We start from the raw sequence: 19,832 nt of genomic DNA on the forward strand, positions 1-19,832 counted from the left end.
TTTTTTAAATATTTAATGAAATTAATTTTCTACTTCCTCTTCAGGATTAAAAGTTATGGTTACTTTCTTTTTACCCCAATTGATTGCGGCTTCTTCATCAAGCCCCATGTAAATATCAATCTTTTTCTCCCATCTTTTATTCATTTTATCCTTTACTACATATACGCCTTCAAGACCTTCAATTTCCACTTTTTTGTTGTGATCAAGCCCCATTTTTATTAAATCACGTGAAACAGCAATCGCTTTCATCCCGGGTTTTAAGCGATCACCCCAAGCTGCCAATGTAGGATCACCCTTTTTCGTTTGGCTCTCAACAGAATTATAAGCTGTGGCGGTTACCTCCATCGTTACATCGGACTCGGACGCTTGTCGTTTTTCAGTACAACCGGAAAACAATAGCAACATAGATATGCTAATGGTTAAAAATAATGACAGATTTATGTTGATTTTTTGTAAATATTTCATAGTCAAATGTATATATAATCCTAAGGAAAACAAAAAAAATAGTGTTTTGTTCTAAAAATCACATCCCGTAGTGGACATATGCATTGTTAATTGCATATAAATCTTAACTAATAGTGAGATGTATTTCGTAAAACTCTAAGTAGGCAAGGCAAAATTTCATCCTTCCTTTTAACGTTTCAACAAGCATTTTTTAATAACTTTACCTCTATGAAACTAAACTTAAAACTATTACTTTTTCCCCTGATTATAATCGCTTGTAATCCACCAGAAGAGTCTAAAAATTCTAAGTCTGGGGAGTCTTTAATTTCTTACAGTAAGATTCTGGAAATAGAAAAATTCAATGACTATTATGAAGTCCACGTTCTAAAACCCAACTCAACTGACAGTAGTTTCTTTAAATACATTTTATACAAGAATAAAAAATACAAACCCCAAATTAAGGCCGATGCCTTTATCAAAATACCCATAAATATTGCTGTTTGTTTATCTACTACCCATCTTTCACCTTATACAGCCCTCGGCAAAAGTGAAACTTTAATTGGCTTTCCTAACACCAAGTTAATCTACAGTGAGAAACTTTTGAAATCAGCGACAGAAGGAACACTTCATGATATTGGCAGAAAAAATGGGGTAAATATCGAACAATTAATGGCCTTGCAACCTGATTTTATTATGGCTTATGCTATGGGAAGCAATATGGAACAATTAAAGCCATTGCAGAAATCAGGAATTCCTGTTTTGCTCAATTCAGATTATTTGGAAAACTCACCTTTAGGAAGGGCAGAATGGTTGAAATTAACCGCTGTTTTATTGGATAAACAACAAGCAGGGGATAGTTTATTTAGAGTTATCAAAAAAAATTATCAGGAAATTAAAAATCAAGTAGCTGGAATTGAACCAAAACCAAGTGTAATGACAGGTTTGATGTATGGGGATGTTTGGTATGTACCGGGTGGCGAAAGTTATGCGGCAAAGTTTATTGAAGATGCTGGCGGACATTATTTATGGTCTTCCAATCAAAAAACAGGAAGTTTAGAGTTAAGCTTTGAATCTGTTTTAACTGTTGCAAAAGAGGCAGATTTTTGGATTGGAGCCGCTTCCTTTTCTTCTTTGGAAAATTTGAAAAACACCAATGAAAAATATGCCTTGTTCGATGCCTACAATAATCATAACGTATTTTCTTACACTAAAAGGGTAAATGAAAATGGCGCCAATGACTATCTGGAAACCGGTTATATGCGACCTGATTGGATTTTGAAAGATTATGTGAATCTATTGCACCCAAATTTACTGGAAGATTCTAGTTTAACTTATTTTCAGCCACTAAAACATTGAAAAAGCGATCAAAATATCAAAGCATAGCTTTACTAATACCACTCCTGTTGGTATTATTTATTTTATCCATCAGTTTAGGCTCAGTATATATTCCTTTTACAGATATTATGGATGTTTTGATGGGAAGTGCAAATCAGGATAATGCTCATTATCATATCATCTTCTCCTACCGATTACCAAAAGCTTTAACAGTAGTTTTTGCAGGAGCTGCTCTAGGATTTTCTGGCTTGCAAATGCAAACACTTTTCCGTAACCCATTAGCTGGCCCTTTTGTATTGGGAATAAGTTCTGGCGCTAGTTTAGGAGTTGCTTTATTAGTCTTATTGGGTATTGGAGTAAGCGGTACCTTTGCCTATTGGGGAATGGCAATTGCTTCTATCATAGGTTCTTCCATAGTGCTTTTATTAGTGGTTTTGGTCTCCATAAGGCTGAAAGACAGTATGTCATTGCTTTTGGTAGGTTTGATGTTTGGTGCATTTACTTCCGCAATTGTTAGCATAATGCAATATTTCAGCACAGCTGATGATATTCAAAATTTTCTATTCTGGACATTTGGTGCCACAGGCAACCTGAGTTGGGAAGAACTAAGGATTTTTATACCTGTCATTATAGTCGGTATTATTTTAGGTTATTGGCAAGCCAAACCTCTAAATGCTTTATTGATGGGCGAAAATTATGCACACAGCATGGGGTTGAGGATACAATTTGTAAGATTATTTTTAGTGATTTCCACTAGTATAATGGCAGGAATAGTCACCGCTTTTTGTGGCCCAATTGCCTTTTTGGGATTAGCAGTACCACACATCAGCAGGATTTTATTCAAAACCTCCAATCACTTTATTTTAATTCCTGCTACTTTATTATTAGGAGCTTGTTTGCTCTTAATTTGTGATTTGATCGCCCAAGTACCTAATTATGATTTAATATTGCCAATCAATGCCGTCACTTCACTTTTTGGTGCTCCTGTGGTGATTTGGTTAATTTTAAGAAGAAGAAATATCAGTAAAAACTTTGGATAATTCAGCCCAGATATTGACCACTACAGATTTATCTATAGGCTACAAAAGTGGTAAATCTGAAAATAGATTGTTGGAAAAGCTCAATCTGTCCATCCCAAAAGGAAAGTATATCGCTTTATTGGGGGCAAATGGCGTGGGAAAAAGTACGCTTATTAGAAGCTTGGCCAATCTTCAGCCTGCCCTGAGCGGAAAAGTATTTTTGAAAGGGAAAGAAATCAAAACCTATAGCCCAAAAGAATTTGCACGGCAAGTTAGTTTGGTTTTAACCGATCCTGTTCAAAGCGGAAATTTGAATGTTCAGGAATTAGTAGAAATGGGGCGTTATCCCTTCACTAATTGGACCGGAAAATTACAGTCAATCGATCATGAAAAAGTAGATAATGCCATTCAGTTATGTGCGATAGGCTATTTGAAAAATGCTAATATCACTGAAATAAGTGATGGTCAACTGCAAAAAGCCATGATTGCAAGAGCTTTGGCTCAAGACGGTGAATTGATGCTTTTGGATGAACCGACCGTTCATTTAGATGCCAATAATCGTTATATGGTTTTAGAACTCTTGAGAAAATTAGTAGATGAAACTCAAAAATCAATGCTTATCAGCACTCATCAAGTTGAAGTAGCTTTAAAGATGGCTGATGAAGTTTGGCTTGCAAATTGTGGGGAGAACATTATTTGCGGAACGCCAGAGGAATTAATAGCAAAAGGTGAAATAGAAAGATCGTTTCCGTATTTGCGTCATTCATTTTCCTAAAGTCTGTAAATCAACCTTCATTAATATATTAAAATCGTGTTACCAAGTTGAGTATTCCAATGAACTGATTAGATTAATTAAACGTTTTTAAATTAAATTTTTATATTTGAATAAAGCGATTAAATGAAAACTATACAAATCGACATATTAAATCCTCAAGCAAAAGCTCTTTTGAAAAACTTAGCAAAGCTTAAACTAATAAAAATAAGAAAAGAAGAGAAAATAACTGATTTTAACAGTTTACTTGAAAAATTCAGAGCACAATCAGAATCTGCTCCAAGTCTAGAAGAAATTACTCATGAAGTTGAGCAAGTCCGCAAGGCTCGATATGAAAAGTAAGAGGGTAATTATAGACACAAATCTTTGGATTAGTTTTTTAATATCTAAAAAGCATCTTGAGCTAGATAAATTAATTACTAGCAAGAAAATTAAACTGCTTTTTTCTTCAGAATTAATCGAAGAATTTCTTGAAGTTGCAAATCGAAAAAAAAAATTTAGAAAATAATTCAAAAAGCAGGATGTTCAAAATCTTATTGAATTACTTAATGTGATAGGAGTTTTAATTGAAGTAAAATCAAAAGTATCTTTATGCCGAGATTATAAAGATAATTTCCTATTGAATTTAGCAATTGATAGTAATGCAGAATACCTAATAACCGGAGACTCCGATTTATTAATATTAGGTGAAATTGAGAACACAAAAATTGTTACTTTGACTGAATTTTTAAAAATCAACTCATAAGCAGTTTTTTTTATTATTCAGATCCTGAAATCAGAATTTGTTAAATTCCCATCCATATTTTTTATCTTTCAAAAAGTTACATCTGTCATATTATAGACACTCCATCTAAAAAAAATCCAAAAAATATCTTTAATTTCGCACTTCAATACTATCAACTAACCTGTGAAGAATTTTTTTAACAAAGCCATTAAAATAAGTGAGGAAAAATATTACCTAAAAGTAGTGAGTCAAGGTGAGCGGACTCAGTTTGGTGTTGTATTGCAAAATGCTGAGAAAATTCATAAAGCCATTCAAGCATCTAACAAAAAACTGATTTTCTTGGATTACAGACTAACTATTTTTAAAATGCCTCACAATGAGGCCTTTAATTTATTAAAGGTATTCGAACTTAAACTCACTGAATTCAAGGAAGTTAAAATGGCGGTTATAATCAATCCAAGAACTCAAGAAATTGGAAGTTTTTGGGCCTCAATTTGCAGAAAAAGAGGTTTTGATTACCAAATCTTTCAAGATGAAAAGGAAGCTGAAGACTGGCTACTGGCTAAGAATCAAGATTAAGCCTGTTGACATTCCTTGCAGATGCCGTTCATAGTGTAACTGATACTATTAAGCTGATACCCATTTTCTAATTCCACATCGGGAATTTTAACGTCCTCCAAACAAAATGTCTGATTACACTCCTCACAAATAAAGTGGGCATGCTTATCTTGATGAACATGTTCCGGACAACTATCAGAACACATTGCATAACGCATATTTCCGTTCGGGTCAGGGGTTTGATGCAAAATCCCGTTTTCCTCAAAGGAATTTAATGCTCTATAAATGGTCACCCTATCATGACTGGCTTTTAGGTTTTTTTCCAAATCATTAACAGATAAAGCATGCTTAGTATCCATAAAAATTTGGAGCATCTCCAACCTAATATGCGTTTTCCGCAAACCGTTGGATTTTAATATGCTTTCTGCTTTAACTGCTGTTTCCATTGCTCTAATTTCTCTTTCAAATATGAGGAAATTTTAAGAGAATTCAAATTAACGCAATCTTATTGCCTTAATAATTTTTATTACTCAACTACTTCTCCTTGAAGCTGTTTCTGATACAATTCTTTATAAGGCCCATTCTGTGCTAAAAGTCCCTTTTCTGTTCCTTGTTCTACAATCTCTCCATCATCAAGCACTATGATATAATTTGCCAATTTTGCAGAACTCACCCTATGTGAAATAATTACACTCGTCCTATCTTCCATTATTTTCTTTAGTGCATTCAGAATGGCATTTTCTGTTTTGGTATCTACGGCTGATAAAGCATCATCCAAAATCATGATTTTCGGATCTCTGGCTATAGCCCTGGCAATAGAAACCCTTTGTTTCTGACCTCCAGAAAGGGTGATTCCCCTTTCGCCCAATTCAGTATCGTAACCTTTAGGGAATTCAATTATATTACTATGCAAATCAGCATCTTTGGAGGCTTTCAACATTTGTTCTTCACTTAATCCCGTACTTCCAAAAGTGATATTATTTCTTATTGAATCAGAAAACAAAAATACATCTTGCGGTACATAGCCAATCTGACTTCTTAAATTTTCAACTTTATAATCTGCAATCGGAACATCATCAATGGTGATTTTCCCAGCAGTAGGGTCATACATTCTGGTAATCAAATTTGCAATAGTGCTTTTACCAGAACCAGTAGTGCCTATCACTGCTAAAGTCTCTCCTTTTTTGACCGAGAAACTCACTTCCTTTAATGCTTTTATTCCACTATCGGGGTAAGTGAAGCTGACCTTTTCAAATTCAATCTCGCCCGTGATTTCTTTTTCCAGATTTTTATCAGAAACAATTTCTGTTTTAGTTTCCAAAAATTCATTGATTCGTTTTTGAGATGCTGCAGCCCTTTGAATAATGCTTGTCACCCAACCCACTGAAGTAACTGGCCAAGTTAAAAGGTTTACATATATGATGAACTCAGCAATATTTCCTGCGCTTATTGCACCATTCATCACCTCCACTCCACCAATATAAACCACTAAAATCACACTCAATCCCACCATCCCCATAATCAGCGGAAAAAATAAAGCCTGGATAAAGGTTAATTTTAGTGCCCTGAATTTATAATTATTGGTTTCTTTAGTGAAATTTTGCAAGGAATCCTCTTCACGAACAAATGATTTTAATACTCTAATCCCCGAAAAAGCCTCTTGCACCAAAGTGGAAAGCTGTGATTGGCTTTGCTGAATTTCTTCCGAACGTTTATTTATTAAATTATTGACAAAATAAATACTAATAGAAAGAAAAGGAAGTGGAATCAATGAATACCAAGTTAAAGTGGCATTTACCGAAAACATAATTGGAATCACAATACAAAAAAGAGTGACCAGATTTACCGAATACATGATGGCAGGGCCTAAATACATCCTAACCTTACTTACATCCTCGGATATCCTGTTCATGATATCTCCAGTATTATTTCTTCTGTAAAAACTTAAAGGCAATTTTTGATAATGATTGTAGATTTCATTTTTTAAGTCATACTCAATATGACGTGACATCACGATAATGGTCTGCCTGACTAAAAACAAAAATAAGCCTCGACCTAAGGCCAACAGGATAATGATCCCACCATAAATTAATATTGCGGCAGCAAAAATTTCATAATAATTTTCCTGCAATTCGAAGTTTTCAAACATGCGGTACATTTCAATATTTTCCTTCACCAAATTGAAAGCATAGCGCACTACTTGAGCGGGAAATACTGCAAAAAAATTAGACACAATCATAAAGAGAATGCCCAAAAGCAGTAAATATTTATATTTAAATAGGTATTTATTGAGGTGCTTTAATTCTATCACGAAATTAACAACGTTTGATGAAGTAGATGGTTCAAAGCAATCTTTTAATCCACAAAAATTAATAGTTTTGAATCACAAATATACTATTAGCTAATGGATTGAATTCATTTTAAAGCCAATTTATATAAAATTCTAAAATAATTAATTGACTTTGATAATTGAATAAATATTGCGAAACATCCAAATACAGAATTATATTTTAAAAATACGTATATTATAAAATAATCATTTTACATTATAAGAAGATCCCTCCAGTACTATTGGATTTATACAATTTGAATCATAATTGATTTGCAGCAATAATTAAGTTAATTTTGCAGTAATATTTCCCGAAAGTTAGGGAAACAGGAAACGACTTTTAGACATCAAAATTAATTCCAAGATGGTTGAATTAAATGAAAAAGAAGCCCAAAAAACATTTTCGGCATTCAATACAATCGCTGAAATGGGGCACGAACAAGTAGTTTATTGTTATGATAAACCCACAGGCCTTAAAGCCATAATTGCCATTCACAATACCATTTTAGGCCCTGCCTTAGGAGGAACAAGAATGTGGACTTACCAAAATGACCAAGAAGCATTGATTGATGTACTCCGATTATCAAGAGGAATGACCTACAAGGCTGCAATTTCCGGTTTAAATTTAGGAGGCGGAAAAGCAGTCATCATGGGTGATCCGAAAAAATTAAAAAATGAAGCATTCTTGAGAAGATTCGGAAGATTTGTAGATAGCCTTAGTGGAAGATATATCACCGCTGAGGATATGAACATGAACACATCCGACATGGTACATATCTCCTATGAAACCGATTATGTGATGGGATTGCCAGAATCAATGAACGGTAGTGGAGATCCTTCTCCAGTTACGGCCTTTGGTGTTTATATGGGCATGAAAGCAACTACAAAAAAAGCTTATGGTAATGATAATCTGCAAGGAAAGAAAATAGCAGTGCAAGGGGTAGGACAAGTTGGCCATTATTTGATTGATCATTTGATAGAAGATGGAGCAGAGGTTACCATTACTGATATTAATGAAAGTAATATCAAAAGAGTAACTGACAAGCATAAAGTGAAAGTGGTAAAGCCAGAGGAAATTTACGATGTGGATGCCGATATTTATGCTCCATGTGCCATGGGTGCTACCATCAATGATGATTCTATTGCTAGATTAAAAGCTAATGTTATTGTAGGCGCAGCCAATAACCAGTTAGCTGAAGAAGTCAGACATGGGGAAATGCTGAAAGATAAAGGCATTTTCTATGCACCTGATTTTTTGGTGAATGCAGGTGGGATTATCAATATTTTCCCAGAATTAATGAGAAACTACAATAAACCATTGGCATTAGAGCAAACTGAGAAGATTTATGACAAATGCCTTGAAATTTTAAATAAAGCGGAAGCTGAAGGAAAAACATCTCACCAAGCCGCTATTGAAATTGCTGACAAACGGATGGCTGATATGGGAAAAGTGAAATTAGCTTACTAAGTTTTGAATTATTAATTTTGCGAGGAAGGCGAACAACTGCCTTCCTTATTTATTTTATTATCGTTCTTTTTATTACTGATTATGCTGAACAGAAGGTCCTTAAGAATTAAAGTTATGCAAGCGCTTTATGCGGTTCAAAAATGCGAAGATGCAAATTTTGAATTAGCGCTAGACCATATTGAAGATATCTTTACCCCTGATTTGAATTCCATGGAAGTGCAGGACAGAGCACTTTTGAAACAAAATGCCAAAATTGCCAAGAAAGTATTCAAATCAAATTTCCAATCCAGACAAATAAAAGAAGAACAGGACAGTAATCCTGAAATTCGTTCAGCTGTTAGTAATGCCCTCGATTTCTTCCACACAAATGTAAAAAAAGACCTTTCCTTTATTAAAAAAGACATGTTGGAAGCGGTGAACACGCTCCTTGAAAACTATTATCTTTCTTTAAAGCTCTTAGAGGAGTTTGCTGAATTGGCGAAGGAAGATGTTGAAAAAAGACAAAAGAGATTATCCGATAGTGGCAAACAGGTTTTTGAAAGCGAGTTAAATCTGTATAAAAACAAAGCCATCAAGATTATTAGGGAAAACGATGCCTTGCAAAATGAATTTACCCGCTTTGGCACCAGCTGGGAAGATGACAAGCTAGATGTTCAAGAATGGTACAGAGACATTTTGAAAAAGGCTGATTTCTATAAAGAATACATGCTTAAAAATGATCCTTCCTTCGAAGAGGATGTTGAGGTATTGGATCAAATTACCCGTCAATTAATATTGAAAAGTGAGGCAATTACCAATTTTATGGCCGAAAGGGACTTGTATTGGGAAGAAAATAAATCCGCCTTAAAATCGATGCTAAAGAAAAGCATCAAATCATTGGATGACATGACCCAACATATTGAATTAATAGAGTTATCCGCCAATTGGGAAGAAGATAGTGAATTCTTTAAGAATTTGTTTCAAGAAACCGTAGTTCATAATGAGGAGTATGAGAAAATTATATCTGATTTTGCCAAAAACTGGGCAACGGACAGAATTGCCATAGTCGATATGATTATTTTAAAAATGGCAGTGGCCGAAATGCTTAATTTCCCAAGTATCCCTGTTAAAGTGACAATAAATGAGTATATTGAGCTTTCCAAAAATTACAGTACGCAAAAAAGTAAGCAATTTGTAAATGGTTTATTGGACAAAATCTCCATAAGTCTAGAGAAAGAAGATAGAATTAAGAAAAGTGGTAGAGGTTTGATTGATAACAAATAACTTCACCATCCTATTTGCGTAAAAACCAAAAAACTTTAAATGTGCATTTGAATCATTTTTTATGTGCAGTATATTTGACAGCTAAAGGAAAAAATTATGAGTAAAGGAAGTAACTTGTTTGCATTTTTAGCAGGAGCCACTGCGGGAGCAATTGTAGGAATTTTATACGCACCAGATACTGGTGTAAATACCAGAGATAAGTTGACTTATCGTTTGGGTAAATATAAAGAAATGTTGGAGGATTTATTAAACGACATTTCTGAAGGTGAAGACTTAGGGTTGAGCACTGCCAGAAGCGATGGGGAAAAAGTCGTGAACTCTGCCAAAGAAAAAGCAGAGCAATTATTGACTGATGTAGATGCATTGTTGGGTCAAATCAAAACCAAAGAAGAGAAAACAAAATAAATTTCAATTAAATAATATAACTCAATTATGAAAAGTGTAATATATGCAGTTTTTGCGATAGGATTATTGTCATTCACCGCATGCAATGGTGATTTAGAAAAAAGAGTGACTGATTTAGAAAGAAGAGTGGCCGCTTTGGAAGGAAATGGTGGAAGCACTGCTAATAACACATCACTACAGGCTACTAATCAAAACAAGCCTCAAGTGCAAAACAACACTCCAAAAGAAAAACCTGAGGGGCCTTTACCAAAAATGGAGTTTTCAGAAAAAGTTCATGACTTCGGAAGGATTAAAGAAGGTGACGTTGTAACAAAAGTTTTCACGTTTAAAAATACAGGAGAAGCCCCTTTGATCATTTCAAATGCTACCTCTTCATGTGGATGTACAGTTCCTTCTTATCCTAAAGATAAGCCAATTGCTCCTGGGGAAGAAGGAGAAATTGAAGTGAAATATAATTCTAGAGGTAAAAAGAATCAGGACAATAAAGTAGTAAGAATTACGGCTAATACTTGGCCAGCTACCAATAATTTAACAATTAAAGCATTTGTGGAGCCAAAAGCTAACAACACAAATGCCGGACCAGTAAAACAATAATTAATGATACAATTTATTTTAGCACAAGCCACTACAGGAGATGATAGCGCTTGGATGAGCCAATTACTTTTATTTGGCGGTATTATTTTAGTATTTTATTTCTTTATGATTCGTCCACAACAAAAAAAACAGAAGGATCAAAAGAAATTTATTGCTGAAATTAAAAAAGGCGACAGTGTGGTGACTATTGGTGGGCTTCATGGTAAAGTTTATCAAGTAGAGGAAGATAAAATCATTTTGGAAGTTGATAAAGGAACAAAAATGATTTTTGAGAAATCAGCGGTTTCTCTAGAGCAAAGTAAAAAACTTCAAGAGAAATAAATTATTGAAGCGATTTGAAAAAATAGGAGATTGGCTGAGCAATATATTTTTGCCTCATTCAAATGACACTATAAAAGTGGTAGTTCTGTGCATAGTTACAGCTACCACTTTTTGGTTTTTCAATGCGTTAAATGATAATTACTCTACCAGAATCAGCTACCCGATAAAATTCACCTATCCCGATTCTTCCTTAGTTGTAGTGGAAGAATTACCAAAAAAAGTCAGTATCAACGTAAGTGGTGGCGGATGGAATTTACTTAGAAAAACTTTCTGGTTTACGATTACCCCAGTTGAAGTTCCATTGGAAGAGCCAGTAAACACTAAATATATATTAGGCAATTCCTTATACAGCTTAATAGCTGATCAAATGAATGAAATTCAATTGAATTATGTAGAGAATGATACCCTAAGAATTGAAATTGATTCAATAAGAACTGCGAATTCTAAATTATCAATAGATAGCACTAAAATCAGCTTAGCTGAAGGCTACGGAATCATATCCACAATCAAAAAATCACATGATTCAGCTTCGTTTTCAGGGCCTGAGAGATTTATAAAAAATATACCTGAGGAAGTATTTATTGATATTGAGGAAGAAAATATATCAAGCAATTATTCCGAAGATATATACCTGCCTACTTTTGGGTCAAGCTTGGTAAACCGAAATCCTGTAGAGGTAAATGTGAGTTTTGAAGTAGCCAAATTTATCCAGCAAGAATTGATGCTGCCATTTGAAAAAATTAATTTACCTGCAGATTCCAATGCTTATATCTTCAGCGATAGTTTGGCAAGGATATCTTTTAAAATCCAAGAAAAATTAGCTGGGAATTTTAACTTAGACAGCATTCAGTTAGTAGTTGATTTTGAAGGAATCAATGCTCAAGACAGTATAGCAAGCCCAGTTTTAACTTTAGTACCAAGTCAGCTAAAAGATTTGGATATTAAAATAGATTCCATTCAATATCAGTATATTAGGGAATGAAGAAAATTGGGATTACCGGAGGAATAGGTGCTGGCAAGAGTTTAGTCTGTAAAATCTTTGAGCTTTTAGATATCCCCAACTACCCTGCTGATTATAGGGCGAAATGGCTTCAATCAAACGATCCGGAACTTAAGGCAAAAATCGCCTTCCATTTTGGAAAAGAAGCCTATTTTGAAAATGGCGAACTTAATAGAAATTATTTGAGTAAAGAAGTCTTTGGTGATGATGAAAAATTAAAACTACTCAATAATCTGGTACACCCAGCCGTTGCAGAAGATTTCAAAAATTGGTGTAAAAAGTATTCAAACAAACCTTATGTATTAAAAGAAGCGGCACTTCTATTTGAAACGGGTTCTTACAAACAATTAGATGCCATTATAAACGTCCACGCCCATCAAGCATTACGTCTCAAAAGAACATTGGAAAGAGATCCGCACAGAACTGAAGAAAGTATTTTGGCTATTATGAAAAAACAATTTTCGGATGAGAAGAGATTAGACCTAGCGGATTATGTGATTCATAATGATGAGAGTAAGTCAGTTATTAAACAGGTGATGGCTTTGCATGAGGAGTTGGTTGGGTGATTTGTATGTTCTTGCGTTATTTAGCACAGGTGGACGCTTGTCAATACGAGGGTTAATTTGGAAATCTACAATTTTAGCTTCTCCGGATCCTGACGATTATCCCAAAATATCAAGAGCTCAATCTCAGTAGATTGAATTTTATAATACAAACTAACATGTTTTGTGACTACTGCTCGATATGAATTTTTCTTTTTTAAATAGAAATACTGTTCTGGGTTCTGACTTATAAAGTTTATCACTTCATCAGTTCGGTCAATAAATTTTTCAATTTCCTTTGTTGTCCAATTTTCATCCAAATACTCTAGTACCAAAGCATAAGTTAATTCAGCCTCAGGTAACCATTTAACTGTATAACTCACTTAAGGTATTTTGATTTGATTTCACTCATGACTTCTTTGTGTGGGCGTCCTTCACCTCTTTTTGATTGTTCTAAAGCCCGATCTAAAGAATCTTTCAGATTCGGATGCAATTCATCCCACCAATCACTGCTTTTGTCTGCTTCTATCATGCCAGTGATTAATGTCAAAAATCTATCATCAGCTTGATCTACATATTCATGAATTTTTTTTCTCAGTTGTATTATATCCATAACAATTCATTTTCCCCAAATTAACAATTTTAAAGGATTATTTGGTTCAGCTTTCTTGAATACTAAATAAGTTTGTACAAAGAACACAAATCATATATATTAATAGAACTTAATTTATTAAGATTAACTCAAGAGTCATAAGATCAAATGTAAGATTTGTAATGTTTTGATTTTGAAAATAAGATTTATCAAAATAAGCCTTCTCATTGTAAATAAACTCGTTTAATTCTTTTCTAATCTCATTTGACTTTTCAGTTTCATCAAGTTGATTATACAATATTTCTATCTTATTAACTTTATAATTATCAAAGACGGATTTTAAATTATCGATCTTTGCGCAACTATTGAAAAGTTCTTTGCCATTTCCTTTTACTCCTCCAGTCTTTCCAATTAAATCTCTGGCAAGCTGATCAATTGTATCAATTAATTTCAAATGTAAATCCTTCTGGTTTATATCACCACTAGTCTTAGCGTCTCGCTAAGAATAAAGCCAATGCATTACACCATCTATAAACTAAATCTATAATATCTCTTTTTGCCTTTTAATTTTAGCCTTGAAAGTCTTAGCGAGACGCTAAGACTAGCAGAGTAAATCGCTCCCTAAAATCTTTACTGTTTCATGCACGAAACTAATGAAATAAAAATAATATTTAAACCCACAATCCACCGAAACCACCACTACCATTTCATTTTAGTTTAAATCTTGCTAAATTAAGTTCAAAATAATTTAAAGAAACAGCTAATTGATATATTATGAGTGATAGAATCCATACCCTAAGTGGGTACATACACGAATACCAGCGAAGTGTACATCAACCTGAAAAGTTTTGGTCCAGAATTGCTGATTCATTTCACTGGAAAAAAAGATGGGAAAAGATAGTGGAATGGAATTTTGAGGAACCAAAAATTGAATGGTTTAAAGGAGCAAAATTAAACATTACAGAAAATATTCTTGAAAAACATCTCTTTACGATGGGTGATAAACCCGCCATCATTTGGGAGCCCAACGAACCAGGAGATGAAAATCAAACCATTACTTTCCGACAGCTCTATGAAAAAGTAAATCAATTTGCCAATGCCATGAAGGCAAAAGGCATTAAAAAAGGTGATAGAGTCATTATCTATATGCCCATGGTGCCCGAAGCAGCCGTAGCCATGTTGGCCTGCGCTAGAATTGGGGCTGTACATTCCGTAGTTTTTGCAGGATTTTCTTCCAATGCTTTGGCGGACAGAATTAATGATTGTGAAGCCAAAATGGTGTTGACTTCAGATGGTAATTTCAGAGGAGCAAAATCAATTCCTGTAAAAGCAGTAGTGGATGAAGCTTTAGAAAAAACCAAAACCATTGAAAATGTTATAGTTTTTAAAAGAACTGGAGAAGAGGTTGAAATGAAATCAGGTAGAGATATTTGGTGGCATGAAGCCATAAAAGGACAATCTACCGAATGCCCTGCTGAAGAAATGGACGCTGAAGATATGTTGTTCATCCTTTACACTTCAGGCTCCACCGGCAAACCAAAGGGAGTTGTGCATACTTGTGGTGGATATATGGTTTATAGCAAATATTCTTTTGAAAACGTATTCCAATATGACCAAGGGGATGTTTATTGGTGTACGGCCGATATAGGTTGGATCACAGGCCACTCATATATTGTTTATGGACCATTATTGGCCGGAGCTACTACTGTGATGTTCGAAGGAGTTCCTACCTACCCTGATGCGGGACGTTTTTGGGATGTGGTGGATAAATATAAAGTCAATCAATTTTATACCGCCCCAACTGCTATTCGCGCACTTCAAGCATTTGGAACAGAGCCTGTGGATAAAAGAGATTTAAGTTCTTTAAAAGTGCTAGGGACAGTGGGCGAGCCTATTAATGAGGAGGCATGGCACTGGTATCATTCGCATGTGGGGAAAGGAAAATGCCCTGTAGTAGATACCTGGTGGCAAACTGAAACAGGTGGTATCATGATTTCTCCTTTAGCAGGAATTACTCCTACAAAACCTTCTTATGCAACTTTACCATTGCCTGGGGTACAGCCGGTAATTGTTGATCCTGAAGGCAATGAGTTAAAAGGAAATTCAGTAGAAGGAAATCTCTGTATAAAATTTCCGTGGCCAGGCATGTTAAGAACGACTTATGGCGACCATGAAAGATGTAAAAACACTTATTTCTCTACTTATAAAAATATGTACTTTACAGGCGATGGCGTAAAAAGAGATGAGGATGGATATTACCGAATTTTAGGTAGAGTGGATGATGTCATCAATGTATCCGGGCATAGAATGGGAACTGCTGAAGTGGAAAATGCCATTAACGAACACCCTAAAGTGATAGAATCTGCTGTGGTGGGTTATCCGCATGAAGTAAAAGGACAAGGCATTTATGCTTATGTGATTTGTGATTTGGAAAACAGAACTGAGGAGAATTTAATCAACGAAATCAGTGAAACAGTTCGAAATATCATAGGAGCCATTGCTAAACCCGATAAAATTCAAGTCGTATCAGGTTTACCCAAAACGCGTTCGGGTAAAATCATGAGAAGGATTTTAAGGAAGATTGCTGAAGGAGATACTTCCAATCTTGGTGATACCTCTACTTTATTAAACCCAGAAATTGTGGAAGAAATTAAAGCAGGCGCAAAATAAATACAGAAAGACTTCAAGTGGGTGATTTTATCAATATCCACTTGAAGTTTATAAATTTAACAGATCCTTCTCTACCTATTTTATACAAATAAAAATAATTATTGTTATATTGTGTTTTCTATGAAAGTATTTCTCAGTATAGCAATTTTTATCATTTCCTTTCATCCATTATCAGCCCAAAACACTGATAGCTTAGAAAATTTGTTAGATTCTGAAATTAGTGATTCTCAGAAAAAGGATATCCTCATACAATTATGTGAGGAATATCGGGAATCCAACCCTAATGCCATGCGGTTGTATGCAGAAGAGCTTATTACCCTATCTCAGGAAGACACTGTTAGCAACAACTATGCTTGGGCTCAATACTATTTAGGAGATTACTATTATTTAGTGGAAGATTTTGATAAAACGGAGCAATATTTTCTAAGCTCCTATGAAATTTTTCAAAAGCGAGAAAATTCAATTGGTGCCTTAAAATCCGCTTCCTCTTTAGCTAATGTTTATTTCTTCAGAGACCGATATAAAACTGCCCTAAATTTTGCAGAATTAGGTTTGGATTTAGCCTATGAAATGAATGATAAGGCTCAGCAATCAAACCTCTTAGCCTTAATATGTGATATTTACACCTACATGGAGCGCTACAATTTGGCTATTCAAAATTGCATCCAATCACTTAAAATCAAAGAGGAATTAGAAATTCAAAAAGGTAAAGAAATTACTTTAAATACAATCGGTCTGATTTATCAAGAACTAGGAACGTATGAAAAAGCCAAAGAATACTTATTTAATGCCCTAACCTTAGCAAGAGAAAATGGTGAGCCTTATAATATTGCCACAACTCACAGTAATATTGGCAATTATTATTTGGCTATCGGTAACATTGAAGGAGCACTTGAAAGTTTTCAAAAAGCCATGGAAATAGATTCCGCCAGTCAGGACAAGACAGGTCTAGCTTATTCCTTTTATGATGTAGGGAAGGTATATCAATTAAAAAATGAATTAAATAAAGCGATGGAAAGCTTTAAAAAAGCAAAGACATTGGCTGATGAACAAAATATGCAAGAATTGAAAGCAAGAATTGGACTTGAAATGGGTGAAGTTCATATTACGAACTCTGATTATCAGAAAGCTATTCAAGAACTTAAAAACAGTGTAACAATTGCCCAGAAAATCAACTCATCAGGTATTTTAAAAGATACCTATCAAAAGCTCTCAAAGCTGTATGATAAAATGGGTGACAAAAACAACGCATTAATTTACATGAAGCTTTTCATGCTTGAATCAGAACGAAAGTTTAAAGAAGAAAATATTCGTTCGATTGCTGAAATTGAGGCTCTATATAATATAGACAAGAAGGAAAAAGAAATTGATTTACTAAAAAAAGATAATGCCATTAAAGAATTGCAGGCCGAGCAAAGAAGTTTTTTTATAATCGCATTAAGCATTGGTCTTTTTCTACTAATAATATTGCTCATAATACTATACAATAGATTTAAACTCAAAAACAGAGCCAATCAAGCTTTAAATGAGCAAAACATAGCCATACAGGAACAGAAGGAGGAAATCGAAAACCAAAAAGAGGAATTAGCTGAAACCAGTAGCAAACTGGTTGATAAAAATCAGGAAGTAACTGACAGTATCATTTATGCTAAACAAATCCAAGATTCTTTACTTCCTCAATTACAAACCATTAAAGAAATATTGCCAGAATCATTTATATTTTTTAAACCAAGAGATATTGTTAGTGGTGATTTTTATTGGTTTAGTCAAATTGAAAATAAAACCGCTATCGCACTGGTAGATTGCACTGGACATGGTGTACCGGGAGCTTTTATGACCGTTTTGGCGAATTCATTATTAAACCAAATAGTTTTAGAAACGGGAATCACGTCCCCTGACTTGATCGTCTCGCTTTTGGATCAAAAAATTCAGCAAAACCTCCATCAACAACAATTAGAAAATGCCAATACTGACGGAATGGACATCAGTCTTATTTTAATCGACCGTAAAAATGCAGTAATAGAATACACGGGTGCTAAAATTCCTCTTTATATTTATCAGGATAATGAATTAAAAGTTATTAATCCAGATAGAAACAGTGTTGGGAGCACACAACAACTGGATAAATCCTTTGCTAAAAAAGAAATAAGTTACAAGCCCGGTAATATGATTTACATGAGCTCTGATGGTTTTCAAGACCAATTTGGCGGTCAAAAAAATAAAAAATATATGAAAGGTAATTTTCGTAAATTTCTTGCTAGGATTGCCGAAAAACCAATCCAAGAACAGCAAAATGATATTGAAGAAGAATTTATAAAGTGGAGAGGAAGCAATACCCAAACCGATGATATCCTCATAGTAGGATTTAAATTAAACTAATGGACATCAAAAGTTATAAAAAATTATTTTATTACCTTTTAGCCTTTTTGGGAATATTTTTATTCCTGGTATTTAATTTACTGGAATTTGAACTTCTTTCAGAGGAAGGAAAAATTGATAATTTGTCAGATGCTATATGGTATTCAATTGTAACACTCACAACAGTAGGTTATGGAGATATGGTACCTACTTCTGCAGGTGGTAGAGCCATTGGCTACATTCTGATATTATTGAGTTTAGGAGTATATGGTTTGTTAATTGGCCAAATCTCCTCAATAATGGCTAACATAAAAGAAAATAAAAAAATGGGAATGTACGGAACAGATTTTCAAGATCATATTGTGGTTATTGGTTGGACACAATTTGGAAAAACAGTTATTGACCAACTAATAAAAGCAGGAAGAAAAGTGGCAATTGTCACAAAAAACAGAGAAACCATTGATTTATTAAAGGAGCTTTATCAAGACAAAAACCTTTTCATTCTCTACAGTGATTATGAGAATTTTGAACTTCTAGAAAAAGTCAATATTAAAAAATCCTCAACAGTGTTCATTAATCTCAATGATGATACAGAAAAATTGGTTTATATTTTAAATCTTAAAAAGGAATATGAGGGATTGAATTTTACTGTTACTCTAGAGAATTCAAATTTAAAGCAAACCTTTTTAAGCGCAGGTGTGACTCATGCCATTTCACAAAATGAAATTGCCAGCAGATTATTAGCCAGCTATATGTTTGAGCCAGATGTAGCCTTATTTTCCGAGGAAATATTAACCTATCCCACCAATGATGAGGAATATGACATGAAGGAATTTAAAGTACTTGAAGGAAATCCTTATAACGGGCAAGAATATGATAAAGCATTCTTCGATCTTAAAAAAAATGAAAATGTTATTTTATTAGGTTTGGTAAGAATTGATGAGGGAAATAGAATAGTTTATAAAAATCCATCTAATAATTATAAAATTAAGACGGATGATTATTTAATTATGTTAATGAACCAAAAAACTCAAAAGAAAATAAAAAAAATATTTGAACTTGAAGAAGGAATATAATGAAATAGCTACTCGATTTCATAAAATTCAAAATCTTTACCCATACCGTAAGCTGTTAATTCACTAAGGTCATACTCTTCCAATGTATTGATATCTTGACATTTAAAATCCTTATAACCAATTGCTTTGGTCACTTTAAATTCATGGACTTCACCATAGTTTACCAAATAATAATCCTTTCCGACTCTTACAGTTTCTATAGATATTGACATTACTAGTATAATAATAAAAATTTCTGGACTTGCAACAAAAAACTGGACAAATAATTAAGCGCATTTTGAATAATTATTTTCATTAAATTGTTCAGGTGATAAATATCCTAAATAGCTGTGTTTTCTTCTTCTGTTATACCATATTTCGAT

23 protein-coding genes and 1 pseudogene are annotated in these 19,832 nt (G+C 34.0%); 16 read left to right on the forward strand and 8 right to left on the reverse strand.

Features of this window, described 5'->3' with window-relative positions; translation table 11 throughout:
- Positions 1-21: 21 nt before the first annotated feature.
- Positions 22-465 (reverse strand): 3D domain-containing protein, encoded by a 444-nt coding sequence (locus ACFE0M_RS03480; RefSeq protein WP_434544349.1) that lies wholly within the window; start codon positions 463-465, stop codon positions 22-24.
- Positions 466-672: 207 nt separating this feature from the next.
- Between ACFE0M_RS03480 and ACFE0M_RS03485 the strand changes: the two genes are divergently transcribed.
- From ACFE0M_RS03485 to ACFE0M_RS03510, 6 genes and pseudogenes are all read left to right on the forward strand, one after another.
- Positions 673-1,800, forward strand: coding sequence for an ABC transporter substrate-binding protein (locus tag ACFE0M_RS03485; protein WP_434544350.1), 1,128 nt, complete (start codon positions 673-675; stop codon positions 1,798-1,800).
- Positions 1,797-2,819: an iron chelate uptake ABC transporter family permease subunit gene (locus ACFE0M_RS03490; RefSeq protein WP_434544351.1), complete on the forward strand. Its 1,023-nt coding sequence runs from the start codon at positions 1,797-1,799 to the stop codon at positions 2,817-2,819. The genes ACFE0M_RS03485 and ACFE0M_RS03490 overlap by 4 nt, the downstream gene beginning before the upstream one ends.
- The gene (locus ACFE0M_RS03495) at positions 2,812-3,573 is read left to right on the forward strand and encodes an ABC transporter ATP-binding protein (protein ID WP_434544352.1); all 762 of its coding nucleotides are present in this window, start codon (positions 2,812-2,814) and stop codon (positions 3,571-3,573) included. The genes ACFE0M_RS03490 and ACFE0M_RS03495 overlap by 8 nt, the downstream gene beginning before the upstream one ends.
- A 123-nt stretch (positions 3,574-3,696) precedes the next feature.
- A complete protein-coding gene (locus tag ACFE0M_RS03500) occupies positions 3,697-3,912 on the forward strand; it encodes a hypothetical protein (RefSeq protein WP_434544353.1) in 216 nt (71 codons plus the stop codon).
- Positions 3,902-4,315, forward strand: a pseudogene (locus ACFE0M_RS03505) (putative toxin-antitoxin system toxin component, PIN family). Before ACFE0M_RS03500 ends, ACFE0M_RS03505 begins: the two are co-directional and overlap by 11 nt.
- Before the next feature lie 162 nt (positions 4,316-4,477).
- On the forward strand, positions 4,478-4,873 hold the full coding sequence (locus ACFE0M_RS03510; protein ID WP_434544354.1) for a hypothetical protein: 396 nt from the start codon (positions 4,478-4,480) through the stop codon (positions 4,871-4,873).
- Here ACFE0M_RS03510 and ACFE0M_RS03515 read toward each other — a convergent pair.
- Both ACFE0M_RS03515 and ACFE0M_RS03520 read right to left on the reverse strand, forming a co-directional pair.
- Complete coding sequence (locus tag ACFE0M_RS03515; protein WP_434544355.1) at positions 4,870-5,298, reverse strand: Fur family transcriptional regulator; 429 nt, start codon at positions 5,296-5,298, stop codon at positions 4,870-4,872. The genes ACFE0M_RS03510 and ACFE0M_RS03515 overlap by 4 nt on opposite strands.
- Positions 5,299-5,378: 80 nt before the next feature.
- Positions 5,379-7,163 carry an ABC transporter ATP-binding protein gene (locus tag ACFE0M_RS03520; RefSeq protein ID WP_434544356.1) on the reverse strand — a complete coding sequence of 595 codons (1,785 nt, stop codon included), beginning with the start codon at positions 7,161-7,163 and terminating at the stop codon, positions 5,379-5,381.
- Between the two features lie 382 nt (positions 7,164-7,545).
- On the opposite strand from ACFE0M_RS03520, the gene ACFE0M_RS03525 reads away from it, so the two are divergent.
- The 7 genes from ACFE0M_RS03525 to coaE all read left to right on the forward strand — a co-directional run bounded on the left by ACFE0M_RS03525 (position 7,546) and on the right by coaE (position 12,798).
- Positions 7,546-8,649, forward strand: a complete 1,104-nt coding sequence (locus ACFE0M_RS03525) for a Glu/Leu/Phe/Val family dehydrogenase (RefSeq protein WP_434544357.1) — start codon at positions 7,546-7,548, stop codon at positions 8,647-8,649.
- Positions 8,650-8,763: 114 nt separating this feature from the next.
- The gene (gene nusB / locus ACFE0M_RS03530; protein ID WP_434544358.1) at positions 8,764-9,912 is read left to right on the forward strand and encodes a transcription antitermination factor NusB; all 1,149 of its coding nucleotides are present in this window, start codon (positions 8,764-8,766) and stop codon (positions 9,910-9,912) included.
- A gap of 96 nt (positions 9,913-10,008) precedes the next feature.
- Positions 10,009-10,317 carry a YtxH domain-containing protein gene (locus ACFE0M_RS03535; RefSeq protein WP_434544359.1) on the forward strand — a complete coding sequence of 103 codons (309 nt, stop codon included), beginning with the start codon at positions 10,009-10,011 and terminating at the stop codon, positions 10,315-10,317.
- A gap of 27 nt (positions 10,318-10,344) precedes the next feature.
- Complete coding sequence (locus ACFE0M_RS03540; protein ID WP_434544360.1) at positions 10,345-10,911, forward strand: DUF1573 domain-containing protein; 567 nt, start codon at positions 10,345-10,347, stop codon at positions 10,909-10,911.
- Between the two features lie 3 nt (positions 10,912-10,914).
- Positions 10,915-11,232, forward strand: a complete 318-nt coding sequence (gene yajC / locus ACFE0M_RS03545; RefSeq protein ID WP_325120151.1) for a preprotein translocase subunit YajC — start codon at positions 10,915-10,917, stop codon at positions 11,230-11,232.
- Positions 11,233-11,236: 4 nt separating this feature from the next.
- Positions 11,237-12,214, forward strand: coding sequence for a hypothetical protein (locus ACFE0M_RS03550; protein WP_434544361.1), 978 nt, complete (start codon positions 11,237-11,239; stop codon positions 12,212-12,214).
- Positions 12,211-12,798: a dephospho-CoA kinase gene (gene coaE, locus ACFE0M_RS03555; RefSeq protein ID WP_434544362.1), complete on the forward strand. Its 588-nt coding sequence runs from the start codon at positions 12,211-12,213 to the stop codon at positions 12,796-12,798. Before ACFE0M_RS03550 ends, coaE begins: the two co-directional genes overlap by 4 nt.
- Before the next feature lie 65 nt (positions 12,799-12,863).
- On the opposite strand, the gene ACFE0M_RS03560 is transcribed toward coaE, so the two are convergent.
- The 3 genes from ACFE0M_RS03560 to ACFE0M_RS03570 all read right to left on the reverse strand — a co-directional run bounded on the left by ACFE0M_RS03560 (position 12,864) and on the right by ACFE0M_RS03570 (position 13,820).
- Complete coding sequence (locus tag ACFE0M_RS03560) at positions 12,864-13,157, reverse strand: type II toxin-antitoxin system RelE/ParE family toxin (RefSeq protein ID WP_434544363.1); 294 nt, start codon at positions 13,155-13,157, stop codon at positions 12,864-12,866.
- A complete protein-coding gene (locus ACFE0M_RS03565; protein ID WP_434544364.1) occupies positions 13,154-13,387 on the reverse strand; it encodes a hypothetical protein in 234 nt (77 codons plus the stop codon). Before ACFE0M_RS03565 ends, ACFE0M_RS03560 begins: the two co-directional genes overlap by 4 nt.
- 109 nt (positions 13,388-13,496) lie before the next feature.
- The gene (locus ACFE0M_RS03570; RefSeq protein WP_434544365.1) at positions 13,497-13,820 is read right to left on the reverse strand and encodes a hypothetical protein; all 324 of its coding nucleotides are present in this window, start codon (positions 13,818-13,820) and stop codon (positions 13,497-13,499) included.
- A gap of 320 nt (positions 13,821-14,140) precedes the next feature.
- On the opposite strand from ACFE0M_RS03570, the gene acs reads away from it, so the two are divergent.
- The 3 genes from acs (at position 14,141) to ACFE0M_RS03585 (ending at position 19,470) form a co-directional block, all read left to right on the forward strand.
- A complete protein-coding gene (acs, locus tag ACFE0M_RS03575; RefSeq protein ID WP_434544366.1) occupies positions 14,141-16,036 on the forward strand; it encodes an acetate--CoA ligase in 1,896 nt (631 codons plus the stop codon).
- A gap of 120 nt (positions 16,037-16,156) precedes the next feature.
- On the forward strand, positions 16,157-18,415 hold the full coding sequence (locus ACFE0M_RS03580; protein ID WP_434544367.1) for a tetratricopeptide repeat protein: 2,259 nt from the start codon (positions 16,157-16,159) through the stop codon (positions 18,413-18,415).
- Complete coding sequence (locus ACFE0M_RS03585) at positions 18,415-19,470, forward strand: potassium channel family protein (protein WP_434544368.1); 1,056 nt, start codon at positions 18,415-18,417, stop codon at positions 19,468-19,470. Before ACFE0M_RS03580 ends, ACFE0M_RS03585 begins: the two co-directional genes overlap by 1 nt.
- An 8-nt stretch (positions 19,471-19,478) precedes the next feature.
- Here the strand turns inward: ACFE0M_RS03585 and ACFE0M_RS03590 are convergent, their stop codons facing one another.
- Together ACFE0M_RS03590 and ACFE0M_RS03595 are read right to left on the reverse strand one after the other, a co-directional pair.
- Entirely contained in the window at positions 19,479-19,682 is a 204-nt protein-coding gene (locus tag ACFE0M_RS03590; RefSeq protein WP_434544369.1) for a hypothetical protein, read from the reverse strand.
- Positions 19,683-19,736: 54 nt separating this feature from the next.
- Positions 19,737-19,832: a hypothetical protein gene (locus tag ACFE0M_RS03595; RefSeq protein WP_434544372.1), complete on the reverse strand. Its 96-nt coding sequence runs from the start codon at positions 19,830-19,832 to the stop codon at positions 19,737-19,739.

The organism is Marivirga sp. (genome assembly GCF_051117495.1).
Classification (GTDB): domain Bacteria; phylum Bacteroidota; class Bacteroidia; order Cytophagales; family Cyclobacteriaceae; genus Marivirga.